At 71.1% G+C, this 20,597-nt stretch carries 22 protein-coding genes and 1 tRNA gene; 17 read left to right on the top strand and 6 right to left on the bottom strand.

What is annotated here, in order from left to right; genetic code table 11:
• Nucleotides 1-30: 30 nt before the first annotated feature.
• The 5 genes from AB4Y74_RS12000 to AB4Y74_RS12020 all read left to right on the top strand — a co-directional run bounded on the left by AB4Y74_RS12000 (nt 31) and on the right by AB4Y74_RS12020 (nt 4,871).
• Nucleotides 31-459 carry an Lrp/AsnC family transcriptional regulator gene (locus AB4Y74_RS12000; RefSeq protein WP_441799304.1) on the top strand — a complete coding sequence of 143 codons (429 nt, stop codon included), beginning with the start codon at nt 31-33 and terminating at the stop codon, nt 457-459.
• On the top strand, nt 456-1,628 hold the full coding sequence (locus AB4Y74_RS12005) for a low temperature requirement protein A (RefSeq protein ID WP_441799305.1): 1,173 nt from the start codon (nt 456-458) through the stop codon (nt 1,626-1,628). The genes AB4Y74_RS12000 and AB4Y74_RS12005 overlap by 4 nt, the downstream gene beginning before the upstream one ends.
• A 452-nt stretch (nt 1,629-2,080) precedes the next feature.
• Nucleotides 2,081-3,265, top strand: a complete 1,185-nt coding sequence (locus tag AB4Y74_RS12010; RefSeq protein WP_441799306.1) for a thiolase family protein — start codon at nt 2,081-2,083, stop codon at nt 3,263-3,265.
• Nucleotides 3,262-4,008, top strand: coding sequence for an enoyl-CoA hydratase/isomerase family protein (locus tag AB4Y74_RS12015; protein WP_441799307.1), 747 nt, complete (start codon nt 3,262-3,264; stop codon nt 4,006-4,008). Before AB4Y74_RS12010 ends, AB4Y74_RS12015 begins: the two co-directional genes overlap by 4 nt.
• Nucleotides 4,005-4,871, top strand: a complete 867-nt coding sequence (locus AB4Y74_RS12020; protein ID WP_441799308.1) for a 3-hydroxyacyl-CoA dehydrogenase family protein — start codon at nt 4,005-4,007, stop codon at nt 4,869-4,871. Before AB4Y74_RS12015 ends, AB4Y74_RS12020 begins: the two co-directional genes overlap by 4 nt.
• On the opposite strand, the gene AB4Y74_RS12025 is transcribed toward AB4Y74_RS12020, so the two are convergent.
• The gene (locus AB4Y74_RS12025; RefSeq protein WP_441799309.1) at nt 4,849-5,250 is read right to left on the bottom strand and encodes a PaaI family thioesterase; all 402 of its coding nucleotides are present in this window, start codon (nt 5,248-5,250) and stop codon (nt 4,849-4,851) included. The two genes, AB4Y74_RS12020 and AB4Y74_RS12025, sit on opposite strands and share 23 nt — an antisense overlap.
• A gap of 36 nt (nt 5,251-5,286) precedes the next feature.
• Here AB4Y74_RS12025 and paaZ point away from each other — a divergent pair, with 36 nt between their 5' ends.
• Complete coding sequence (gene paaZ, locus AB4Y74_RS12030; RefSeq protein ID WP_441799310.1) at nt 5,287-7,362, top strand: phenylacetic acid degradation bifunctional protein PaaZ; 2,076 nt, start codon at nt 5,287-5,289, stop codon at nt 7,360-7,362.
• A gap of 100 nt (nt 7,363-7,462) precedes the next feature.
• Here paaZ and AB4Y74_RS12035 read toward each other — a convergent pair whose 3' ends face one another.
• Nucleotides 7,463-8,119: a TetR/AcrR family transcriptional regulator gene (locus AB4Y74_RS12035; RefSeq protein ID WP_441799311.1), complete on the bottom strand. Its 657-nt coding sequence runs from the start codon at nt 8,117-8,119 to the stop codon at nt 7,463-7,465.
• A gap of 85 nt (nt 8,120-8,204) precedes the next feature.
• Here AB4Y74_RS12035 and paaA point away from each other — a divergent pair, with 85 nt between their 5' ends.
• Genes paaA through AB4Y74_RS12065 form a run of 6 tightly spaced genes read left to right on the top strand, consistent with a single transcriptional unit; the run spans nt 8,205 to nt 12,700 of the window.
• Complete coding sequence (paaA, locus tag AB4Y74_RS12040; protein ID WP_441799312.1) at nt 8,205-9,179, top strand: 1,2-phenylacetyl-CoA epoxidase subunit PaaA; 975 nt, start codon at nt 8,205-8,207, stop codon at nt 9,177-9,179.
• 26 nt (nt 9,180-9,205) lie between these two features.
• A complete protein-coding gene (gene paaB, locus AB4Y74_RS12045) occupies nt 9,206-9,493 on the top strand; it encodes a 1,2-phenylacetyl-CoA epoxidase subunit PaaB (RefSeq protein WP_441800447.1) in 288 nt (95 codons plus the stop codon).
• Nucleotides 9,490-10,350: a 1,2-phenylacetyl-CoA epoxidase subunit PaaC gene (gene paaC / locus AB4Y74_RS12050; RefSeq protein ID WP_441799313.1), complete on the top strand. Its 861-nt coding sequence runs from the start codon at nt 9,490-9,492 to the stop codon at nt 10,348-10,350. The genes paaB and paaC overlap by 4 nt, the downstream gene beginning before the upstream one ends.
• Nucleotides 10,344-10,826, top strand: coding sequence for a 1,2-phenylacetyl-CoA epoxidase subunit PaaD (gene paaD, locus AB4Y74_RS12055; RefSeq protein ID WP_441799314.1), 483 nt, complete (start codon nt 10,344-10,346; stop codon nt 10,824-10,826). Before paaC ends, paaD begins: the two co-directional genes overlap by 7 nt.
• Nucleotides 10,827-10,828: 2 nt before the next feature.
• Entirely contained in the window at nt 10,829-11,917 is a 1,089-nt protein-coding gene (paaE, locus tag AB4Y74_RS12060) for a 1,2-phenylacetyl-CoA epoxidase subunit PaaE (protein ID WP_441799315.1), read from the top strand.
• Between the two features lie 12 nt (nt 11,918-11,929).
• Entirely contained in the window at nt 11,930-12,700 is a 771-nt protein-coding gene (locus AB4Y74_RS12065) for an enoyl-CoA hydratase/isomerase family protein (RefSeq protein WP_441799316.1), read from the top strand.
• 48 nt (nt 12,701-12,748) lie between these two features.
• On the opposite strand, the gene AB4Y74_RS12070 is transcribed toward AB4Y74_RS12065, so the two are convergent.
• Together AB4Y74_RS12070 and AB4Y74_RS12075 are read right to left on the bottom strand one after the other, a co-directional pair.
• Nucleotides 12,749-14,110, bottom strand: a complete 1,362-nt coding sequence (locus AB4Y74_RS12070; protein WP_441799317.1) for a maltokinase N-terminal cap-like domain-containing protein — start codon at nt 14,108-14,110, stop codon at nt 12,749-12,751.
• Nucleotides 14,111-14,164: 54 nt separating this feature from the next.
• Nucleotides 14,165-15,586, bottom strand: a complete 1,422-nt coding sequence (locus AB4Y74_RS12075) for a M23 family metallopeptidase (protein WP_441799318.1) — start codon at nt 15,584-15,586, stop codon at nt 14,165-14,167.
• Between the two features lie 129 nt (nt 15,587-15,715).
• On the opposite strand from AB4Y74_RS12075, the gene lepB reads away from it, so the two are divergent.
• The gene (lepB, locus tag AB4Y74_RS12080; RefSeq protein WP_441799319.1) at nt 15,716-16,450 is read left to right on the top strand and encodes a signal peptidase I; all 735 of its coding nucleotides are present in this window, start codon (nt 15,716-15,718) and stop codon (nt 16,448-16,450) included.
• A 60-nt stretch (nt 16,451-16,510) separates the two neighbouring features.
• Here the strand turns inward: lepB and AB4Y74_RS12085 are convergent, their stop codons facing one another.
• Nucleotides 16,511-17,461, bottom strand: a complete 951-nt coding sequence (locus AB4Y74_RS12085; RefSeq protein ID WP_441799320.1) for a siderophore-interacting protein — start codon at nt 17,459-17,461, stop codon at nt 16,511-16,513.
• Nucleotides 17,462-17,647: 186 nt separating this feature from the next.
• On the opposite strand from AB4Y74_RS12085, the gene AB4Y74_RS12090 reads away from it, so the two are divergent.
• The 4 genes from AB4Y74_RS12090 (at nt 17,648) to AB4Y74_RS12105 (ending at nt 20,498) form a co-directional block, all read left to right on the top strand.
• On the top strand, nt 17,648-17,992 hold the full coding sequence (locus AB4Y74_RS12090) for a YciI family protein (protein WP_441799321.1): 345 nt from the start codon (nt 17,648-17,650) through the stop codon (nt 17,990-17,992).
• The gene (locus AB4Y74_RS12095; RefSeq protein ID WP_441799322.1) at nt 17,989-19,542 is read left to right on the top strand and encodes a carboxylesterase/lipase family protein; all 1,554 of its coding nucleotides are present in this window, start codon (nt 17,989-17,991) and stop codon (nt 19,540-19,542) included. Before AB4Y74_RS12090 ends, AB4Y74_RS12095 begins: the two co-directional genes overlap by 4 nt.
• A 22-nt stretch (nt 19,543-19,564) precedes the next feature.
• Nucleotides 19,565-19,954 (top strand): PLD nuclease N-terminal domain-containing protein, encoded by a 390-nt coding sequence (locus AB4Y74_RS12100; RefSeq protein WP_441799323.1) that lies wholly within the window; start codon nt 19,565-19,567, stop codon nt 19,952-19,954.
• Nucleotides 19,955-20,048: 94 nt separating this feature from the next.
• On the top strand, nt 20,049-20,498 hold the full coding sequence (locus AB4Y74_RS12105) for a hypothetical protein (RefSeq protein ID WP_441799324.1): 450 nt from the start codon (nt 20,049-20,051) through the stop codon (nt 20,496-20,498).
• A gap of 12 nt (nt 20,499-20,510) precedes the next feature.
• Here the strand turns inward: AB4Y74_RS12105 and AB4Y74_RS12110 are convergent.
• Nucleotides 20,511-20,586, bottom strand: a tRNA-Thr gene (locus tag AB4Y74_RS12110).
• Nucleotides 20,587-20,597: the final 11 nt, after the last annotated feature.

Below are 20,597 nucleotides of genomic sequence, written 5' to 3' on the forward strand. Positions count from 1 at the left end.
CGCAGGTTCGGTGTCAGACTGTCCACCACCATGGACGACATCGACGCACGCATCCTGGACGCTTTGCGCGCCGACGGCCGCGCCTCCATCACCGCCGTCGCCGAGACCGCGCACGTCTCGCGCGCGAACGCGTACGCGCGGGTCTCGCGGCTGGTCTCCGACGGCGTGATCACCGGCTTCACGGCGAAGGTCGACCCGCGACTCTCCGGCCGCGCGTCGTCGGCCTACGTCACGCTGCGCGTCGAGCAGGCCGACTGGCACGATCTGCGCGACCGGCTGCGCGGCATCCCCGAGGTGGAGCACTTCGCGCTCGTGGGCGGCGACTTCGACGTCATCCTGCTGGTGCGCGCCCGCGACAACGAGGACCTGCGGCGGGTCGTCCTCGAGGAGCTGACCAGCATCCCCTCGGTGCGCGACACCAAGACGTCGCTCGTGTTCGAGGACCACGACCTCCGATGAGCCAGCGGCTACCGCTGGGGCCCGCCAGCCGCGACCCGTCCCGCGCGGACTGGATGGAACTGTTCTTCGACCTGATCTTCGTCGCGCTGGTCGGCCAGCTCGCGCACGGCCTGCACGCCCATCCCTCGTTCGCGGCGCTGGGCGTGTTCCTCGCGCTGTTCGCCGCGGTGTGGTGGGCGTGGGCGAACCTGACCTTCGTCGTCGACGTGTCGCCGCAGCTGACCCGGCGCGGACTGTCGGCAGTAATGCTCGCGGCGATGTTCGCGGTCGGCGCGATGGCCGTGGCGGCGCCGGAGGCGATCGGCGAGCGGGCGTGGCTCTTCGCCGCCGGCAACGCGGCGATCCGGATCGTGCTGTTGGTGGTGTGGATGCGGCTCTCCTGGCGCGACGGCTGGCCGTCCCGTCTCCGCATCTCGTCGTACAACGGTGTGACCGCGGTGATCTGGCTGGTCTCGATCTGGGTTCCGGAGCCCGCGGGCTACGTGCTGTGGGCGGTCGCGATCGCGCTCGAGGTGACCCTGCTCATGACGACGGCGTCGCGCTGGTCGTCGGGCCGGTTCGAGACGCTCAACGTGGAGCACCTGTCGGAGCGGTTCGGGCTGCTCGTCATCATCGTCCTCGGCGAGTCCGTGCTCAGCATCGTCGCGGAGGTGTCTGAGGTGTGGACGGTCGCGGGGGGCGTGGTTGGATTCCTGGGGCTGCTGATCGCTGCGGAACTGGCGTGGTCGTTCTTCATGTTCGGCGTGGATGTGATGCGGGCCGGACTGGAACGGCTCCGCGCCGCCAGAGATGTCCGCGGCATCCGGGACACGGTCGCGTTTCTGCCGTACCTGCTGCTGGCCGGCGTGACCGCGCTGTCGGCGGCATTGGCGGAGGCGATCGGACACCCGTTCGAGCCGCTGCCGCTCGCACTCGCGGTGTGCCTGGGCGGCGGGATCGCGCTGTTCTACCTGACGAATGCGATCATCACGCGTCGCTACGGCGACCCGTGGCCGCTGGTGCTGCGATGGGCCGCGCCCGACGTCGGTCTGGCGCTGGTGCTGGTTCCCGTCGCCGTGCTCCTGCCCGCGATGGCCACGGCGGCGAGCACGGTGGTGGCGCTCGCGATCGTGATCGCCCTCGCTGAGCTGTCGGCGCGGCGGCGGTTGCTCGCGGTCGCCGACTCCTGACGCCTGGGACCTTCCAGACCGTTCAGAACACCGGAGGTCCATCTCGGTCTCGGGGTTGTCTCCTCACTCTCCGTCCGTCGACAACGGCTACGCCGATCCCAACGCCAGTCTCCTTTCCGCCCGTACCCAGGGGAGGAAGCCAGTCCCGATGTCCCGGTTATCTCCTCCCTTTCCCGCCGGCTGACGGCGTGTCGGCCGAGATGTCCTCCCTTTCGGGTGGCCGAGCGGCTTCGTCAGCCCGGGCCCTGCGACCCGTGCACCGTCGGATACGGAGGAGTTCTGGCCCGGGATGCCGCGATCTGACGCAAAGGGAGGAGTTGCGCCGACTGCACACCCGGAAGTCCTCCTTTCCAGCGCGGCGGCGGTTGCTCGCGTAGCGGTGTTCTGCAACGATGGGTGCAACTGAACGATCGTTCGGTAATTCGGTTTCGTCGGGTTCGAGGGAGAGCGCGATGGCGGAGGCCTACCTCGTCGGCGGTGTGCGCACGCCGGTCGGTCGGTACGGCGGCGTGCTGGCCGGAGTCCGGCCCGACGACCTCGCGGCGCTGGTCGTCGCCGAGGCGGTGCGGCGCGGGGGCGCGCCCGCCGATGCGCTCGACGAGGTGATCCTCGGTGCGGCCAACCAGGCGGGCGAGGACAACCGCAACGTCGCCCGCATGGCCGTGCTGCTGGCCGGGCTGCCCGACGAGGTTCCGGCGATGACCGTCAACCGGCTGTGCGCCTCGGGGCTCACCGCCGTCATCCAGGCCGCCCAGTCCATCCGGGCCGGGGATGCCGACCTCGTCGTCGCCGGCGGCGTCGAGTCGATGACACGCGCGCCCTGGGTGCAGGCGAAGCCCGAGCGCGCGTACGCAAAGCCCGGGCCGCAGTTCGACACGTCCATCGGCTGGCGGTTCACGAACCCGCGGCTGCTCGACCGGGACAAGGCGACCTACACGATGCCGGAAACGGCCGAGGAAGTCGCTCGCATTGACGGGATCACCCGCGAGAAAGCCGACGCCTTCGCGCTGGAGAGTCACCAGCGGGCGGCGGCCGCAGCGGACGCCGGGCGGTTCGACGACGAGCTGCTTCCGGTCGAGACGCCTGCCGGGACGGTCAGCGCTGACGAGGGGATCCGGCGCGACAGCAACCTGGAGGCGCTGGCGCGGCTGAAGCCCGTCGTCGCCGGCGGCAGCGTGGTCACCGCGGGCAACGCATCCCCTCTCAACGACGGCGCATCCGCCATCCTCGTCGCGAGCGCCGAGGCGGTCGAACGCTACGGGTTGCGCCCGCGGGCGCGGATCGTCGCGGCGGCCAGCGCGGGCGTCGCCCCCGAGATCATGGGGCTGGGCCCGGTCCCCGCGACGCACAAGGCCCTCGCCCGCGCCGCGCTCGACGTGGCCGACCTGGACGCGGTCGAACTCAACGAGGCCTTCGCCAGTCAGGCCCTCGCGTGCATCCGCCGCCTCGGCCTCGACCCGGCGACCGTCAACGCCGACGGCGGCGCGATCGCGCTCGGCCACGCCCTCGGATCGAGCGGCTCGCGCATCCTGGTCACGCTGCTCGGCCGGATGGAGCGGGAAGGCGCCCGACGCGGGCTCGCCACCCTGTGCGTCGGCGTCGGCCAGGGCACCTCCCTCATCGTGGAGGCGGTATGAGCGATCAGCGCAGCCTCCTCGTCGACGAGCACGACGACCGGGTGGCGGTCACGCTCAACCGCCCCGCGCGCCGCAACGCCATCGACCAGGGGATGGTGGACGAGCTACACGTGGTCTGCGCGCGCCTCGAGGTCGCGCCGCGCATCCTGATCCTCACCGGAGCGGGCGGCGTCTTCGCGTCGGGCGCCGACATCGCGGAACTGCGGGAGCGCACGGGAGCGGACGCCGAGCGCGGCATCAACGACACGATCTTCTCGCGCATCGCCGCCCTGCCGATGCCGGTCATCGCCGCGCTCGACGGGTACGCGCTCGGCGGCGGGGCGGAGCTCGCCTACGCGGCCGACCTGCGGCTCGGCACCCCCCGCCTGCGCATCGGCAACCCCGAGACCGGCCTCGGAATCATCGCAGCGGCGGGCGCTCTGTGGCGGCTCCCCCAGCTGGTCGGACTGCCGCTGGCGACCGAGCTCGTGCTGACGGGGCGCATCCTCAACGGTGAGGAGGCGCTCGCGGCCGGACTCGTCAGCGACCTGTTCGAGCCGCGCGAGCTCCTGGCCGGCGCGCACGCACTGGCCGACCGCATCGCCGCGAACGACCCGCTCGCCACCCAACTGACCAAGCGGGTGCTGCGCGCGCCGCTCTCCGAGCATCCCGCCGCCGAGCGGGAGTCCCAGGCGCAGCTGTTCGAGTCGCCCGAGAAGCGGCGGAGGATGACCGAGTTCCTGGAGCGGAGGAAGGCACGATGAGCGCAGCACAGCTTCCCGAACGTGTCGTCGTGATCGGAGGCGGGCGGATGGGCGCAGGCATCGCCCACGCGTTCGTGATGGCTGGCGCCGAGGTCGCGGTCGTGGAGCGGGATGCGTCCGCCGCGAAGGAAGCGCGGGACCGCATCCTCACGTCGGTGGAGCGCAGCGTCCTGCGCGGGGCCACCGCGCCCGACCCGGATCGCCTGCTCGTCACGGTCACCTGGGAGGCACTCAGCGGCGCCGGGCTCGCGATCGAGGCGGTCCCCGAGCTCCTCGGGCTGAAGCGCGAGGCACTGCGTCGCGCGGAGGACCTGCTCCCGGTGGATGCCGTGCTTGCGACGAACACGTCGTCGCTGTCGATCGACACGCTGGCGGAGGGGCTGCAGCGGCCGGGCGCGTTCCTCGGGATGCACTTCTTCAACCCGGTCCCCGCATCCACCCTCGTCGAGATCGTCGCGGGCACCGCCACCGCGACGACCGCCGCCGAGGACGCAGCCCGCTGGGTCGCATCCCTCGGCAAGACGCCGATCACGGTGCGCGACTCGCCCGGCTTCGCGTCGTCCCGGCTGGGAGTGCTGCTCGGTCTCGAGGCCATCCGGATGGTTGAGGAAGGCGTCGCGACCCCGGACGACATCGACCGGGCGATGACCCTGGGCTACAAGCATCCCGTCGGCCCACTGCGTCTCACCGACATGGTGGGGCTGGATGTGCGGCTCGACATCGCCGAATATCTCGCGCGCGAACTCGGCCCGCGTTTCGAGCCGCCGGAGCTGCTGCGGCGGATGGTCGCCGAGGGGATGCTCGGGCAGAAGAGCGGGAACGGCTTCTACGACTGGACCGCTACCGGGCCGGAGCGTCGATGATGAGGTTGGTGATGCGCGCCGTGCAGAGCCGGTTGCCCTCCTCATCGCTGACCACGATCTCATGCGACGCGATCGTGCGGCCCAGCCGGATCGCCGTCGCGACGCCGGTCACCAGGCCCGATCGCGCGGCCCGGTGGTGCGTCGCGTTGATGTCGACCCCGACCGCGCTCCGTCCGGGGCCGGCGTGGATGACCGCCGCCCACGACCCGAGCGCCTCGGCGAAAGCGACCGATGCGCCGCCGTGCAGCAGCCCGAACGACTGGCGGTTGCCCTCGACGGGCATCGTCGCGACCACGCGCTCCGCGGACTGCTCCAGGATGCGCACCCCCATCTTCACGTCGAGCTCACCCAGTTCGATCGTCCAGTCACCGTCGGCCATGCGGCCAGCATACGCATCCACTCGAGGAGTCCTCTCATGATCCTGCCCAGCTACGTCCGCGACGGATGGTGGACGCCCGACGACGTCCTCGGGGCCACCGCCGATGGTGCCGCGGAGAGCGCCGCCGAGGTGCTCGACGCGTCCACCGGCACCCCGGTCGCCCAGGTGAGCGCGGCCGGGCTCGACCTCGCCGGCGCGCTGGAACACGCGCGCACGGTCGGCCAGCGCTCCCTCGGCGAGCTCACCTTCCATCAGCGCGCGCTGCTGCTCAAGCAACTCGCGCAGGCCCTCACCGACCGCAAGGACGAACTGTACGAGCTGTCCGCGCAGTCCGGCGCCACGCGCGCGGACGCGTGGATCGACGTCGACGGCGGCATCGGCGCGCTGTTCACCTACGGGTCGAAGGGACGCCGCGAGCTGCCCAACTCGCAGGTCGTGCTCGACGGGCCCGCGGAGCAGCTGTCGAAGGACGGCAGCTTCCTCGGCCGTCACGTGTACACACGGCTGCCCGGTGTCGCGGTACAGATCAACGCCTTCAACTTCCCGGTCTGGGGGATGCTCGAGAAGCTCGGGCCGTCGTTCCTGGCCGGTCTGCCGACGCTGGTGAAGCCCGCGACGCCGACCGCGTTCGTGGCCGAGGCCGCGGTGCGCATCATGGTCGAGACGGGCCTCCTGCCGGCAGGCACACTGCAGCTGGTCTGCGGCCAGGTGCCTGACCTGTTCGAGCACCTGCGGCTGGGCGACCTCGTCGCCTTCACCGGGTCGGCGTCCACCGCCGAGCGGCTTCGCGCGCACGACTCGATACAGACCGGCGGGGTGCGTTTCACCAGCGAGACGGACTCCATCAACGCATCGGTTCTCGGCACGGATGCAGTGACCGGCACGCCCGAGTTCGACGCGTACGTGAAGGGCCTCGTCGTCGAGCTGACGGCCAAGTCGGGACAGAAATGCACCGCCATCCGCCGGGCGATCGTCCCGGCCCCGCTCGTCGACGATGTCATCGCGGCGGTCCGCGACCGGATCGCCTCCCGCGTCGTCCTCGGCGATCCGCGGGCTGAGGGCGTGACGATGGGCCCGCTCGTGTCGCGGACACAGCGCACGGAGGTGCTGCGGCAGGTGTCGCGGCTCGTCGCCGCCGGCGGCGAGCTGGTGCTCGGCGGGCTCGACCAGCCGACCGTCGTGCGCGCCGACGGAACCACCGGTGCGGCGCCCGAGGGGGCGTTCGTCGCGCCGGTGCTGCTGCGTTTCGCGGACGCGTGGACCGCGGAAGCGCACACGATCGAGGCGTTCGGACCGGTGGCCAGCATCCTGCCGTATGAGACGGCGGAGGAGGCTGTTGCCCTGGTCGCACGCGGCGGCGGCTCGCTGGTCACCAGCGTCGCGACGCACGACCCCGAATTCGCGCGGACCTTCGTGCTCGGGTCGGGCGCGTACAACGGCCGCATCCTCGTGCTGGACCGGGACGATGCGCGCACCTCCACGGGACACGGCTCGCCGATGCCGCATCTGGTGCACGGCGGCCCGGGACGGGCGGGCGGCGGAGAAGAACTCGGCGGGATCCGCGGGGTGCTGCACCACATGCAGCGGACGGCGCTGCAGGGGTCGCCCGACCTGCTGACGGCGATCACCGGGGTGTGGCATCCCGGGGCGGCGGCGCGTGCGGGCGCGCAGCATCCCTTCCGCAAGTCGTTGGCGACCCTGAGGATCGGCGACCAGGTGCAGGCCGGCCCCCGGCGCATCACGCTCGACGACATCGAGGAGTTCGCGACCTCGACCGGCGACACGTTCTACGCGCACATGGATGAGGAGGCGGCGGCTGCGAATCCGTTCTTCCCGGGCCGTGTGGCGCACGGGTACCTGCTCGTGTCGTGGGCCGCCGGTCTCTTCGTCGACCCGGCGCCGGGTCCAGTCCTCGCCAACTACGGTCTGGAGGACCTGCGTTTCCTGACGCCCGTCGTCCCCGGCGACAGCATCCGCGTCGCCCTCACCGCGAAGCAGATCACCCCGCGCGAGACGGACGACTACGGCGAAGTCCGCTGGGACGCCCGCATCACGAACCAGCGCGACGAGGTCGTCGCCACCTACGACGTCCTCACCCTCGTCGCCAAGTAGCCGCCGCCCCCCGCCCCCATCCATCGCTTCCTCACTTAATCCGGGTTTGCCCGGCGTGTCCCCGGATTAACTGAGGAAGCGATGGTGGGCGGGAGGGGGGTCAGCGGAGGGCGAGGGCGAGGATGGTGTCGGCGAGGTCGTCGGGGGTCAGAGGGCCCCGCGGGGTGTACCACTCGGTGAGCGAGTTGATCATGCCGAAGAGGAGGCGGGCGACCACGGCCGGGTCAGCGTCGGTTCGGAGGGAGCCCTCGTCGCGGGCCTCAGCGACGAGCGCCGCGACCGCGTGGTCGAACGCGCGCCGGCGGGCGAGAGCGGAACGCTCCACCTCGGTGTTGCCGCGCACGCGCAGCAGCAACGTCACGTACGGCAGCCGGTCGGCGAGCACGCGCACGGCACCGCGGAGCACGTACGCGAGCCGATCGGCCGCAGCGCCCTCGGTCGCCTCCGGAGCGCGCAGCACCCCTTCGAGGCCGCCCAGCGCCTCGTCGAGGGCGAGCTGCAGCAGCTCCTCCTTCGACGCGACGTGGTGGTAGATCGCCGACTTCGAGAGGCCGAGACGCTCGGCGAGCATCCCGATCGAGGTCGCGTCGTACCCATGCTCGTTGAACGCGCTGACGGCGACTTCGAGGATGCCGCGCTGGTCGTAACCGGGCCGCCCACGCCGCAGCGCATCGGTGCGCACCGCTTCGGTGCGCACCGCTTCGGTGCGCAGCGCCTCGGTGCTCAGCGCCGCCTCGGTGCTCAGGGCGTCGGTCATCCGCTCAGTCTGGCATGCGAGCCCTCCGTGCGGATATACTGACCGAACGATCAGTAAGTATTGATCCGCGACTGGAGGGTCGACGATGACCACCGCCACCACCGAGACGGACGACGCCGTCGGCCAGGCCCGCTTCGACGAGCTCATCGCCGCCGATTCCCGTGTCGAACCCCGCGACTGGATGCCCGACGACTACCGCCGCACGCTCATCCGGCAGATGTCGCAGCACGCGCACTCGGAGATCATCGGGATGCAGCCGGAGGCCAACTGGATCACGCGCGCCCCGAGCCTGAAACGCAAGTCCATCCTGATGGCGAAGGTGCAGGATGAGGCCGGTCACGGTCTCTACCTCTATTCCGCGACCGAGACGCTCGGCATCACCCGCGACGAGCTCACCGAGCAGCTGCTCTCCGGCAAGGCGAAGTACTCCTCGATCTTCAACTACCCGACCCTCAGCTGGGCCGACATCGGCGCGATCGGCTGGCTGGTCGACGGCGCCGCGATCTGCAACCAGGTGCCGCTGTGCCGCTGCTCGTACGCACCGTACGGCCGCGCGATGGTCCGCATCTGCAAAGAGGAGTCGTTCCACCAGCGGCAGGGCTTCGAGATCCTGCTGTCGCTGACGCGCGGGACCCCCGAGCAGCAGCGGATGGCCCAGGATGCGGTGGACCGCTGGTACTGGCCGTCGCTGATGATGTTCGGCCCGCCGGACGCCGACTCCCCCAACTCCGCCCGCTCGATGGCATGGAACATCAAGCGCTTCTCGAACGACGAGCTGCGGCAGCGCTTCGTGGCAATGCTCGTCCCGCAGGCTGAGGCGCTCGGCGTCACCCTTCCCGACCCGGACCTGCGCTGGAACGACGAGCGTCAGGCGTACGACCTCGGCCCGATCGACTGGAGCGAACTGCAGGAGATCATCGCCGGTCGCGGCCTGTGCAACGCCCAACGGCTGCAGCGTCGGCGCGAGGCGCACGAGGAGGGACGCTGGGTTCGGGAGGCGGCAGCCGCGTACGCCGCGAAGCAGGCGGACAAGCGCGCCCACGCGGAGGCCGTCGCATGACCGCCGAGAGCATGACCACCGAGAGCATGACCACCGAGCCGTGGCCCCTCTGGGAGGTGTTCGTCCGCGCGTCCCGCGGGCTCAGCCACGTGCACGTCGGCTCGCTGCACGCGCCGGACGAGGAGCTGGCCCTGCGCAACGCCCGCGATCTGTATACGCGTCGCGGCGAGGGCGTCTCCATCTGGGTGGTCCCGTCCGACGCGATCACCGCGAGCGACCCGGACGCCAAGGGCGCCTTCTTCACCTCCCCCGCAGGCAAGAACTACCGGCACGCCACCTACTACACCGCTGCAGAAGGGGTGAAGCACCTGTGACGGACACGCACCTCGACCACTCGCATCTCGACCACGGCCACGGCCACGTCGAACTCAGCGCGGTGACCCTCTCCGAGGAGTTCGTCGCCTCCGACATCCCGCCGACACCCGCGGTCGCCGAGTACGCCCTCTGGCTGGGCGACGACGCCCTCGTGCTCGCCCAGCGACTCGGTGCGTGGATCACCCGGGCCCCGGAGCTGGAGGAGGATGTCGCCCTCGCCAACATCGCGCTCGACCTCCTCGGTCACGCCCGCTCGCTGCTCCGCTACGCCGGGTCGGCCTCGGGCCGCTCCGAGGACGACCTGGCCTACTGGCGCGAGGAGGGCGAGTTCCGCTCAGCGCACCTGTTCGAGCAGCCGAACGGGGACTTCGCGCACACGATCGTCCGGCAGTTCGCCGCATCCCACTACCTGTACGTGCTGTACGAGCGGCTCCGCGCCTCCGCCGACCCGGTGCTCGCCGGGGTGGCCGCGAAGGCCGTCAAGGAAGTCGACTACCACCGCGACCACGCCGACCAGTGGATGCTGCGCCTCGCCCTCGGCACCGACGAGTCCCGCCGCCGCACCCTGCGTGCCCTGGAGGACGTCTGGCCGTACGTCGACGAGCTGTTCTCCGACGACTCGGGAGGGGATGAGTCGCTGCTGGATGCGCTGGACGGCATCGCCGTCCGCCCCTCCACCCTGCGTCCCGCGTTCGACGCCGACGTGGCCCCGGTGCTCGCGGAGGCGGAATTGGAGCTGCCGCAGGCGTTCCATGCGGCCGGTGGCGGTCGCGGGGGCCGCCACTCGGAGTACCTGGCGCCGCTGCTCGCCGAGTTGCAGGTGCTGGCACGTCGGCATCCGGGGGCATCATGGTGACCCATCACGCGGACGCCGCGCGGGCGTGGTCGGCGGCCGCCGCCGTCGTCGACCCGGAGGTGCCCGTCCTCAGCATCGACGATCTGGGCGTCCTGCGCGAGGTGACCGTCTCCGACGACGGCGTCGAGGTCGTCATCACCCCGACCTACTCCGGCTGCCCGGCGATGGACGCGATCCGCGAGGATGTGGTCCGCGCCCTGTCCGCTGCCGGTTTCGCCGACGTGCGCGTCCGTCTCGCCCTCTCCCCCGCCTGGACGACCGACTGGATCAGCGCGGCCGGCCGCACGGCGCTCAACGAGTACGGCATCGCTCCGCCTTCGGCAGCGGGCCCGGTCCGGCTCAGCCTCTCGGTGAAGTGCCCGCACTGCGGCTCCCTCGACACCCGCGAGGTGGCCCACTTCGGTTCGACGTCGTGCAAGGCGCTGTTCGTCTGCCGCGCCTGCGCCGAGCCGTTCGACCACTTCAAGGCGCTCTGAGGATGGCGCGCGCCCGCTTCCACACGCTCGCCGTCGCCGAGGTGCGACCGCTCACGGCTGCCAGCGTCGAGGTGACCTTCGCCGTCCCTGCGGAGCTGCACGGCGAGTACGACTACCTTCCCGGGCAGCACGTCGCGCTGCGCGCGCACGTCGGCGGCCGCGAGCTGCGGCGGAGCTACTCCCTCTGCCGTCCGCCGGCCGTCGGCCGGATCAGCGTCGCCATCAAGCGCGACCTGGGCGGCGCATTCTCGACGTGGGCGACCAGCGAGCTGCGGGCCGGCGACCGGATCGACGTGATGAGCCCGCAGGGGACGTTCACCATCGATCCCGCCCGGACGGCCGGCCACCATATCGTCGGCATCGCCGCGGGATCCGGCATCACCCCGCTGATGGCACTCGCGGCCGGCATTCTGGCCGACTCCCCGACCTCGCGCGTCTCGTTGGTCTACACCAACCGGACGGCGATCGACGTCATGTTCCTCGAGGAGCTGGCCGACCTGAAGGACCGGTATCCGTCGCGTCTCGCCCTGCACCACGTGCTCTCGCGCGAGCAACGGTCGGCGCCCCTCCTCTCCGGCCGGATCGACGAGGAGCGGCTGCGGCGGATGCTGGACACGCTGCTCCCGCCGGACTCCGTCGACGAGTGGTTCCTCTGCGGGCCGTTCGAGCTGGTGCAGCTGTGCCGGGACGTGCTGGAGACGTACGGGGTGGCGCGCGAGCGCATCCACTTCGAGCTGTTCACCACCGGCGAGCCGGGCGAGGTTCGCGGCGATGTCGGGCGCCCGGTGGTCGTGCACGACGGCGAGCGCACGGCCGAGATCGAGTTCACCCTGGACGGCCTCACCTCGAGCGTGACCACACCGGTGGATGCGAACGAGTCGGTGCTGAACGCCGCCCTGCGAGTGCGCCCGGACGTCCCCTTCGCCTGCACCGGCGGAGTCTGCGGCACCTGCCGCGCGCGACTGATCTCGGGCGACGTGCGGATGACGGAGAATTACGCGCTCGAACCGGACGAGCTGGAACGCGGCTACGTGCTCACCTGCCAGTCGCATCCCCTGACCGACCGCGTCGTGGTCGACTACGACGTCTGAGAGGAGCCGCGCGTGATCGAACTGGAGATCGCCGACGGGATCGCGCGGGTGACACTGAACGCACCCGAACGACTGAATGCGCTGGGTCCGGACGATCTGCGAGCGCTGACCGCCGCGTACACCGAGGCCGAGGCCGCCGGCGTGCGGGCGCTCGTGCTGCGCGGAGAGGGGCGCGCGTTCTGCGCCGGCCGCGACATTTCCGGGGTGGACCCGGCGACGGACGACGTGAGCGGCTACCTCGATGGGCTGGTCACGCCGTTGCTGCGGCGAATCGCCGCGTTCCCCGCGCCGACGTTCGCCGCAGCCCAAGGGGCGAGCCTCGGCGTCGGCCTCGGCCTCCTCGTCGCGACCGACGTCGTCTATGTGACCGAGGATGCGAAGGTCGGCTCACCCTTCGCCGCCCTGGGCGCCGCGCTCGACTCGGGCGGACACTGGCTGCTCGTCTCCCGACTCGGCCCGCAGCGCGCGCTCGACCTAATCTTTTCCGGGCGGCTGCTCTCCGGAACCGAGGCGGTCGCGGGCGGGCTGTTCTCGCGCGCGCTGCCGTCCTCCGAGGTGCGGGAGGCGGTGGATGCTGCGGCCGCGGCGGCCGCGTCCGGCGCCACCGAGGCATTCCTGGCGAGCAAACGCATCGTGGCCGGCCTCCGCGACGGCACCCTCGACCTGTGGGGCTCCGTCGCCGCCGAGAACGCCGCCCAGGCGGCGCTCCGCGACACGAACGACTACCGCGAGGGCTTCCGCGCCTTCCAGGAGAAGCGCAAGCCGGGCTTCACCGGTTCGTAATGGGCGTTCGTTACCTCGGTCGCAGGCTCCCTCGGCGCTGGGGTCGCGTCACCGCTCCGCGCTGCCTTCAAGCTCCACCGCGCGCGTTGCCAGCAGGCGCTGCACCGCAGAAAGCGGGATGGGAATCCAGGACGGGCGGTGCCGCGCCTCGTACGCGATCTCGTACACGGCCTTGTCGAGCTCGAACGCATCGAGCAGCAAACGGAAGTCCTCCATCGCGGAGCCCGCGACCGACGCATAGCCGTCGAGGTACGCCCGCCGGGCTTCCGCCGCCCAGGCACTCGCATCCACCGGCGTCTCGCGGCGCGCCAGCGAGCCCGCGACATAGTCGAACGAGCGCAGCATCCCGGCGACATCGCGCATGGTCGCGTCCGGGATGGCGCGCTCGGCGAGCGGCCGAAGCGGTTCGCCCTCGAAGTCGATGAACTGCCAGCCGCGCTCCGCGGAGAACAGCACCTGGCCGAGGTGCAGGTCGCCGTGGATGCGCTGCAGCAGCGGGAGCGGCCCAGCGGCCGCTTCCTCGTACACTGCCGCGATCCCGGCCCGCAGCTCGTCGACTTCCGGGACCTCGGTGGTGGTGACCGTCAGCCTGCGGAACATGCCGTCCAGGGCGATGGCCACATCCTCCTTGGAGGCGGGAGTGGTCGGCAGCGCCTGCGCCATGAGGCGGTGCAGCTCGGCCGTCCCCGACCCCAGCTCGAAGGCGCGGTCGGCGAAGTCCTCGCCGCGCTCCGCGGCACTGACGGCCAGCTCCCAGCCGTCCTCCGCGCCGGGCACGAAGTCCTGCATCAGCGCCAGCTCGCCAGAGGCTGTGCGGCCGTCCGCGGTCGGCCATTGGCCGGTCAGCCAACCGAGCAGGGACGGCGTGCGCCGAGAGCCGCCGGCCGTCAACGCGGCGAGCGTCGAGACATCCGGGTTCTCGCCGTCCTGCACCACGCGGAAGACCTTGATGAGCACGCGACGCCCGTCGTCCAGCTCGCCCACGATGGACGTGTTGGACTGCTCACCCGTGAGCCTCCGGGAGGTACGCACCGCCACGTTCTCGCCGAGGGTATGCCCCTGAGCGTGCGCGTCCCGACCCTCGGCACGCTCCGCGCCGGTCATCAGCTGCACCAGCGTCGCGATGTACGCCTCCTCCGTCGGACCGTCGTAGAGGTACCGGCCGCCGGCCTCGCCGATGAGAGCAGCCTCGTCTCCGTCGCGCTCCACCCGGGCGACCACCGGCACCTGGTAGACGCGCGGCGTCCGCGGCGCGTCGTCGCAGAAGAAGTGGGTGACGATGCGGACATCCGGGTCCGCCGGTTCGGCGTCGAATGAGGCCAGCAGGCGCAGGCGCGGCTCGACGTTCTTCGTCGAGTACCAGCGCTGGCGCCGCATCCACGTCCCGACCAGCTCGGTGAGTTCGGTCATGCCTGAACCGTACGCCCGCTCCTGCGCTTGCGCAGAGAGGTTCGCACCGAATGCTCAGCGGGTGCCGAGCACGACGCCGCGCGCGGCCATGAACGGCTGCGGGTCGATCTGCAGGCCGTTCACGTGCACCTCGAAATGGAGATGGCACCCGGTCGACAGGCCCGTCGACCCGACCTGCGCGATCGGCTGGCCGGCGGCCACCTGCTGACCCACGGTCACGCCGATGCCGCCGTCGCGGATGTGCCCGTAAGCGGTCTCCACCCCGCCGCCGTGGTCGATCCGGATGTAGTTGCCGTACCCGCTGAACGGCCCCGCCCGCACTACGGTGCCGGCGGCTGCGGCGTAGATGGTCGTGCCGCAGGCGGCGCCGATGTCGTCGCCCGGGTGGAACGGATCCGTCCCGAGCGGCCGGGAGGGACGCGGACCGAAGACGTCGGTGAGAACGCCGTGCACCGGCAGCGCCCATCCGCTCGCGACGAGCGCCGGGTCGGAAGTGAGTACCTGCCAGCCGGAGCCCGCCTGGATCACGGTCGGTGCGGCTGCGAGAGCTGCTGAGGCCGCATCCACCTGCGCCTGAGCGTCGGCGACCGCCTGCAGGCTCCCCTCGAGGTCGATGGCGTTCTCGGCCTCCAGCGCGCCCTGCGCTTGCCGGGCCAGCTTCTGCGCCACCTTCTTCTCACTCATCGCCGTGTGGATGGCCGCATCGCGGTTCGCCGTGAGCGTCGCCAGCCGGTTCGCCGCACCCAGCTTGGTCAGCAGGTCGCCGGGACTCTGCAGCGCGGCGCTCGTCGGATCCTGAGTCAGGAGGTGCGAGCCGGAAGAGCGGAGGAGCGCGGTCGCGAATGCGGCGGCCTTCGTGGCCCGCTTCTGCGCCGCATCCGCCCGCTGCTGGATGGCGTCGGCGCTGGCCTGCGCCCGCTCGTGCTCGCGCTGGGTCCCCTCCGACTCCTGGGTGGCAGCGGAGAGCTGCTGCTGGGCCGCGGCCAGGTCGCTCGCCAGCTGCACGGTCTGCTGAAGCTGGGCCGGGTCCACGTCCTGGAAAGCGGGGAGGTCGGGGACGCTCAGCGTGATGTCGTCGGTGGGCGGGGGCGCGGCCACGGGGGCGGAGGGCGCCGGGGTCGGTGTGGGGGTCGGCGTCGGCGTGGGAGTCGGCGTCGGCGTCGGGTCGGGCGTCGGCGTGGGATCCGGAGTCGGTGTGGGGTCAGGTGTCGGCGTCGGATCCGGTGTCGGAGTCGGGTCCGGGGTCGGCGTCGGGTCAGGCGTGGGCGTCGGGGCGGGAGTCGGGTCTGGGGTCGGCGTCTCCGTCACGCTCTGCGTGGGAGACGGTGCACACGGCGCGGCGCACGGGTCGGCTGAAGCAGCCGTCGGCACGGCCAGCAGCCCACCGGCCACCAGGGCGAGAACGGCGCACGCGTGAATGACGCGCGGTCCCCCGAACCGCGTCGCCGTTCCGGATGCCTCGAACGCTCTGCGCATGATGGGATCGGGCCCGCGGCACATGCCGAAGGCCCGTAGTGAGATGTTCTCACCATGGGCCACTCGGAACAAGACACCCGAAGGGGGTGTGATGCGGCTCACAGGCTCGGCACGTTACGGTGTGAGATTGTGACCGACAGTACCGCCACCGCGCGCCCGCGCCGCGCCGCGCGCCGCACGTCCAGTTGGAAGACCCTCCTGCGTGACGTGGTGGTCATCTTCGTCGTCGCCGTCCTGGTCTCGTTCCTGATCAAGACGTTCGTGGCGCGCTCGTTCTACATCCCGTCCGGCTCGATGGAGAACACGCTCCAGATCAACGACCGGATCATCGTCAACGAGCTCCAGCCGAAGGTATTCGGCCTGCAGCGCGGCGACGTGGTCGTCTTCAAGGATCCGGGCGGGTGGCTGCCGCCTGCGCCGCCACAGACGGGCAGCGCGTTCCAGCAGGGTGTCGGCGCCGTTCTCGACTTCGTCGGGCTGGGTGCCTCCGATTCCGATCAGCACCTCGTGAAGCGCCTCATCGGCCTCCCCGGGGATCATGTCAGCTGCTGCAACGCACTCGGACAGATGAGCGTGAACGGCGTCCCGCTCAAGGAGCCGTACGTGCTCCTGCCGGCTGGCGTGCAGGCCGTCTCGGAGAAGTCGTTCGACGTCACCGTGCCCGAGGGCTCGGTCTGGGTGATGGGCGACAACCGCTACAACTCGGCCGACTCCCGCTACCACATGGACGACCCGGGCAAGGGCTTCGTGCCGCTGTCCGATGTCGTCGGCAAGGCCTTCGTGGTCAGCTGGCCGGTCAGCCACTGGAGCTGGCTGGACGACTACCCCGACGTCTTCCGCGGCGTCGAGCGCGAAGACCACTAGAGCGGGCGACGGCGCTGTGCCGCCTCGGTTCGAGGTGCCGTCTCAGTTCGCTGTGCCGCCTCAGATCTCCGAGCGACCGCGGCGCCAGTAGCCCATGAAGGCGACCTGCGACCGGTCGATCCCGTGCTCGCGCACCAGCAGCCGGCGCAGCGTCTTGACCGCCGCCGACTCCCCCGCGATCCAGGCGTAGAAGCCGGCATGTGCGTCCTCCGGGCTCTCCCAGAGAATGTCGAGGTCCACATCCACGTCGTCGAGGTTCTGCGGCGCGGAGGCGCCCGCGGTGGAGACCACGCGCGGGTTGTCGGCCAGCCAGCCCTGGACGGCCGGGATGAGCGCCGCACCGGTGACGGCGTCGTCGCCGCGGGCCAGCCAGGTGACGGTCGCGTGATCCGGCACTGTCAGCGACAAGGCGTCCTCCGGCGAGGGCACCTCGATGAAGGCGCGCGCGCGGCACCCGGGCGGGAGCGCCTCGAGGATGGAGGCGATCGCGGGAGCCGCGGTCTCGTCACCGGCGAGCAGGAGTTCCTGCGCGTCACCCGGGCGCCAGTCGATGCCGACTCCGCGGTGGGAGCTGCGCGCGTCCGGACCGATCACCACGAGCTGGTCGCCGGCTTCGGCGGAGATCAGCCAGCGGGCGGCGGGACCGCCGTCCCCGTGAGCCACGAAGTCGACGTCGAGACGGCATCCCTCCGGGTCGACCGCTCGAACGGTGTAGGTGCGGAACGGGTTGCGCCGGTGCTCGGGCAGCCCGCGCCAGCGCTCATACCAGTCGCCCGCCAGGTGGGACGCCTCGTCGTCGACCCCGAGGTCGGAGAAGCTGCCATCGGGCAACGGGAAGAGCAGCTTGATCCGCTGGTCGAGGCACTCGGTCCCGAAGTGCTCGAACTCATCGCAGTGGAAGGTGACGCGCGTGAAGTGCGGGCTCAGCCATCGGACCGCGGCGACGGTCGCGCGATAGGGCCGGTAGGCCGGCCTCGGGCGCTCGGTGCGGGTCGGGGCGAGGAGGGTCACGGCGGTCTTCCGGGTCGGGATCGGAGGGGATGCTGGGCTTAGGTAAGGCTACACTAACCCGCGATCTCTCCTCCTGGTGATCCGCTGAGTCCTCCCGGAACGAAGCCGAGTCGGGCCAGAATGTCGAGCAGCGGCCATCCCGTTCGACGCCCCGGTGAAGCGTTCACCATCGAGAGGACAAAGACGATGAAATACATGATGTTCGTGATCACCGACAGCAACCCGGACAGCGAAACGGACGAGTCCGATGTCGACCTGTGGGTGGACGAGCTCGACACCTCCGGCAAGCGGGTGATCGGGGAGGTGCTGCAGGCCCCTGTCGAGTCGCGCGTCGTGCGCGTCCGTGACGGCAAGCGCTACGTCACCGACGGCCCGTTCGCCGAGACCAAGGAGTGGATCTGCGGGTTCGACATCCTCGAGGTGGACAGTTTGGATGAGGCCATCGACATCGCCGCGCGGCACCCGATGGCGCGCAACGGGCAGCTTGAGCTGCGGCCGTTCATGCAGTGGGAGGAGACCGCGGGAGCGTGAGCGATCGGCCGGTCGTCGTCACGGCAGCGGGCGCGGTCCGCGGCCGCGACGACGGCCGCGTCAGCGCCTGGCGCGGCATCCGCTACGCGGAGCCGCCGACGGGTGCGCTGCGGTGGAGGGCGCCCGTACCGGCACGGCCGTGGAAGGGTGTCGCGGAGGCCGTGCGGTTCGGCCCTGCCGCGCCGCAGCGCCCGAACCCGTCGGTGCCCCTGGCGCCCGGCGAGCCCGGTGGCCCCCGGATGGATGAGGACTGTCTGTTCCTCAACGTCGTCCGCCCGTCTGCTGAGCCGGCCTTCGGTCGCCCGCGACCGGTGATGGTCTGGCTGCACGGGGGCGCATACGCGCTCGGCGCATCCAGCCAGCTCGTCTATCGCGGAGACGCTCTGGCGACCGACGGCGACGTCGTGCTCGTCACGCTCAACTACCGGCTGGGCGCCCTGGGTTTCCTCGACCTGGCCGCGGCCGGCGTGCCGGGCGCGGAGACCAACGTGGCGCTGCGGGATGTGCTGCTCGCCCTCGCCTGGGTGCGTGACAACATCCGGGCGTTCGGCGGCGACCCCGAAGCCGTGACGGTCTTCGGGCAGAGCGCAGGCGCGGGACTGGTCACCGCCCTGCTCGCGTCCCCGGCGGCCGATGGCCTGTTCCACCGGGCCATCGCGCAGAGCCCGCCGGCCGGGTCGATGTACGGACCCGAGCGGTCCGGCCGCGTCGCGCGCCGAATTCTGGACCACCTCGGCGTTGCTCCCGGCGATGTCGGGTCGCTGCGCGGGCTTCCGGTCGAGGCGATCGTGGATGCGGGGGCCGCGGTCTATACAGAGGTGCCGCGCGCCCATCCCGGCACGCTCGCCTTCGCCCCGAGCGTCGGCGATGATCTGCTGCCCGAGTCGCCGCTGCGCGTGCTCAGCGAGGGTCGCGGACTCCCGGTACCGCTCATCGTCGGAACCAACCGGGATGAAGCGACACTGTTCCGCCTGATGCGATCACCCCTTCTGCCCATCCGCAGCGCATCCCTGAGGCGGATGTTCTCGGCGATGCGCGACGAGCAGGAGCGGCTCGGTCAACCCGACGGGGGGCGTCTCCCCCCGCGTGACCGAATTCTGGCCGCATATGCGGGCACCCGGATGTCCCGGAGTGTGCGCGTCGCCACGGACATCGCCTTCCGGATGCCGGCCCTCTGGCTCGCCGAAGGGCACTCGGCGGTCGCGCCGACATACCTGTATCGGTTCGACTACGCTCCCCTGCTGCTGCGGCTGACCGGCATCGGAGCCGCGCACGCCACCGACCTCCCGTACGTCTGGGGCGAGTTCGGAGGGCTACCGCACGATCCGTCGTTCCTCTTCGGCGGCCGACGAGCCGCCGCTGCCGTCTCGGCACGTGTCCGGGCACGCTGGGCGGCTTTCGCACACGGCGCTGAGCCGGGGGCGGGATGGCCTCCCTACGATTCGGACCGCCGCGCCACGCTGGTCATCGCCCGCGAGGACCGGACGGCGGCCGACCTCGACGCCGCACTGCGAGCCGGGTGGGGCGCGCAGATCCTTTCCTTCGGCTGAATGGTCTCCTAGACTCGGCTGCATGGTGCTGCTGCCGTTGCTCGCGTTCGCGCTGTTCGTATTCGCGCTCGTCGACATCATCATTCGTCCCAGCGATCAGGTGCGTCACCTGCCGAAGCTGGCGTGGGTGTTCATCGTGATCCTGCTGCCGCTCATCGGCAGCATCCTCTGGTTCGCGGTCGGCCGCGAATACCAGCCGTCGTCGCGCCGTCGCACGCTGCGGATGCCGGCGGTCGGCGCCCGGGTGATGTCCGGTGGCTACACCGCCGAGCAGGAGTACATCGCCTCGGACAGCACGGAAGCGCAGCTCGCCGCGCTGGAGCGGGAGATCGAGGCTGCGGACCGTGACCTCCGCATCCGCCGCCTCGAGGAGGAGCTGCGCCTCCGCAACGACGCGGAAGAACCCTCCTAACTTCTGCCCTGATCCGCGTCACGCAACCGAACTCGACCCGTCTTCTTAGGTGAGACCGCATCGGCGGCACCACCGAATAGAACGGGGAACGACCATGTCCGATCACACGGCACCGGAGATGACCGGCGCCCAGACGAGGGCGGAAGCCTGGATGCGCCTGCGTTGCGCCGTCGCCGACGAGTACGTCGGAAAGCTGCCCGTCCTCGTGCCCATCGACGAGTTCGCTCGCATCGCGGGCATGACGCTGGCCCAGATCCGGCACGCAACGAACACCGGGGACCTCGTCATATCCCTGCGCGACGGTCGCCGAGGGATCGCCCCCATCGACAACATCCCGTTCCTGATCCGGGAACGTCTGTTGCGACTTCCGACTCCGGCGACGCGGCGGCGACGACGGAGCGCGCGATCGCTCGCGGTGAGTCACGCCGCGTACGAGCGGGTGTGGGATGAGGCGGTGAGCCGCTCCATCAGCCCCCAGGAAGCGCTCGACCGACTTCTTCTGGCCTCCGGCAAGCGGGGTGCGACGTCGCCGATCCACGGCTGATTCCGCACCGTCTGGAGCCGGCTGCGGGACTCGAACCCGCGACCGCTCGCTTACAAGGCGAGTGCTCTACCAACTGAGCTAAGCCGGCACGGCGGTCGC

It is taken from the genome of Leifsonia sp. RAF41, from assembly GCF_052114085.1.
Classification (GTDB): Bacteria; Actinomycetota; Actinomycetes; order Actinomycetales; family Microbacteriaceae; genus Leifsonia.

Bases quoted from the DNA above. Each gene is read 5' to 3' on its own strand.
- paaA (WP_441799312.1), top strand. From the start codon at position 8,205: ATGACCACCGCCACCACCGAGACGGACGACGCCGTCGGCCAGGCCCGC.
- AB4Y74_RS12010 (WP_441799306.1), top strand. From the start codon at position 2,081: ATGGCGGAGGCCTACCTCGTCGGCGGTGTGCGCACGCCGGTCGGTCGG.
- AB4Y74_RS12000 (WP_441799304.1), top strand. From the start codon at position 31: ATGGACGACATCGACGCACGCATCCTGGACGCTTTGCGCGCCGACGGC.
- paaD (WP_441799314.1), top strand. From the start codon at position 10,344: ATGGTGACCCATCACGCGGACGCCGCGCGGGCGTGGTCGGCGGCCGCC.
- AB4Y74_RS12020 (WP_441799308.1), top strand. From the start codon at position 4,005: ATGAGCGCAGCACAGCTTCCCGAACGTGTCGTCGTGATCGGAGGCGGG.
- AB4Y74_RS12075 (WP_441799318.1), bottom strand. From the start codon at position 15,586: ATGCGCAGAGCGTTCGAGGCATCCGGAACGGCGACGCGGTTCGGGGGA.
- AB4Y74_RS12070 (WP_441799317.1), bottom strand. From the start codon at position 14,110: ATGACCGAACTCACCGAGCTGGTCGGGACGTGGATGCGGCGCCAGCGC.
- paaB (WP_441800447.1), top strand. From the start codon at position 9,206: ATGACCACCGAGCCGTGGCCCCTCTGGGAGGTGTTCGTCCGCGCGTCC.
- AB4Y74_RS12015 (WP_441799307.1), top strand. From the start codon at position 3,262: ATGAGCGATCAGCGCAGCCTCCTCGTCGACGAGCACGACGACCGGGTG.
- AB4Y74_RS12090 (WP_441799321.1), top strand. From the start codon at position 17,648: ATGAAATACATGATGTTCGTGATCACCGACAGCAACCCGGACAGCGAA.
- AB4Y74_RS12035 (WP_441799311.1), bottom strand. From the start codon at position 8,119: ATGACCGACGCCCTGAGCACCGAGGCGGCGCTGAGCACCGAGGCGCTG.
- AB4Y74_RS12025 (WP_441799309.1), bottom strand. From the start codon at position 5,250: ATGGCCGACGGTGACTGGACGATCGAACTGGGTGAGCTCGACGTGAAG.
- AB4Y74_RS12005 (WP_441799305.1), top strand. From the start codon at position 456: ATGAGCCAGCGGCTACCGCTGGGGCCCGCCAGCCGCGACCCGTCCCGC.
- AB4Y74_RS12100 (WP_441799323.1), top strand. From the start codon at position 19,565: ATGGTGCTGCTGCCGTTGCTCGCGTTCGCGCTGTTCGTATTCGCGCTC.
- AB4Y74_RS12105 (WP_441799324.1), top strand. From the start codon at position 20,049: ATGTCCGATCACACGGCACCGGAGATGACCGGCGCCCAGACGAGGGCG.
- paaZ (WP_441799310.1), top strand. From the start codon at position 5,287: ATGATCCTGCCCAGCTACGTCCGCGACGGATGGTGGACGCCCGACGAC.
- paaE (WP_441799315.1), top strand. From the start codon at position 10,829: ATGGCGCGCGCCCGCTTCCACACGCTCGCCGTCGCCGAGGTGCGACCG.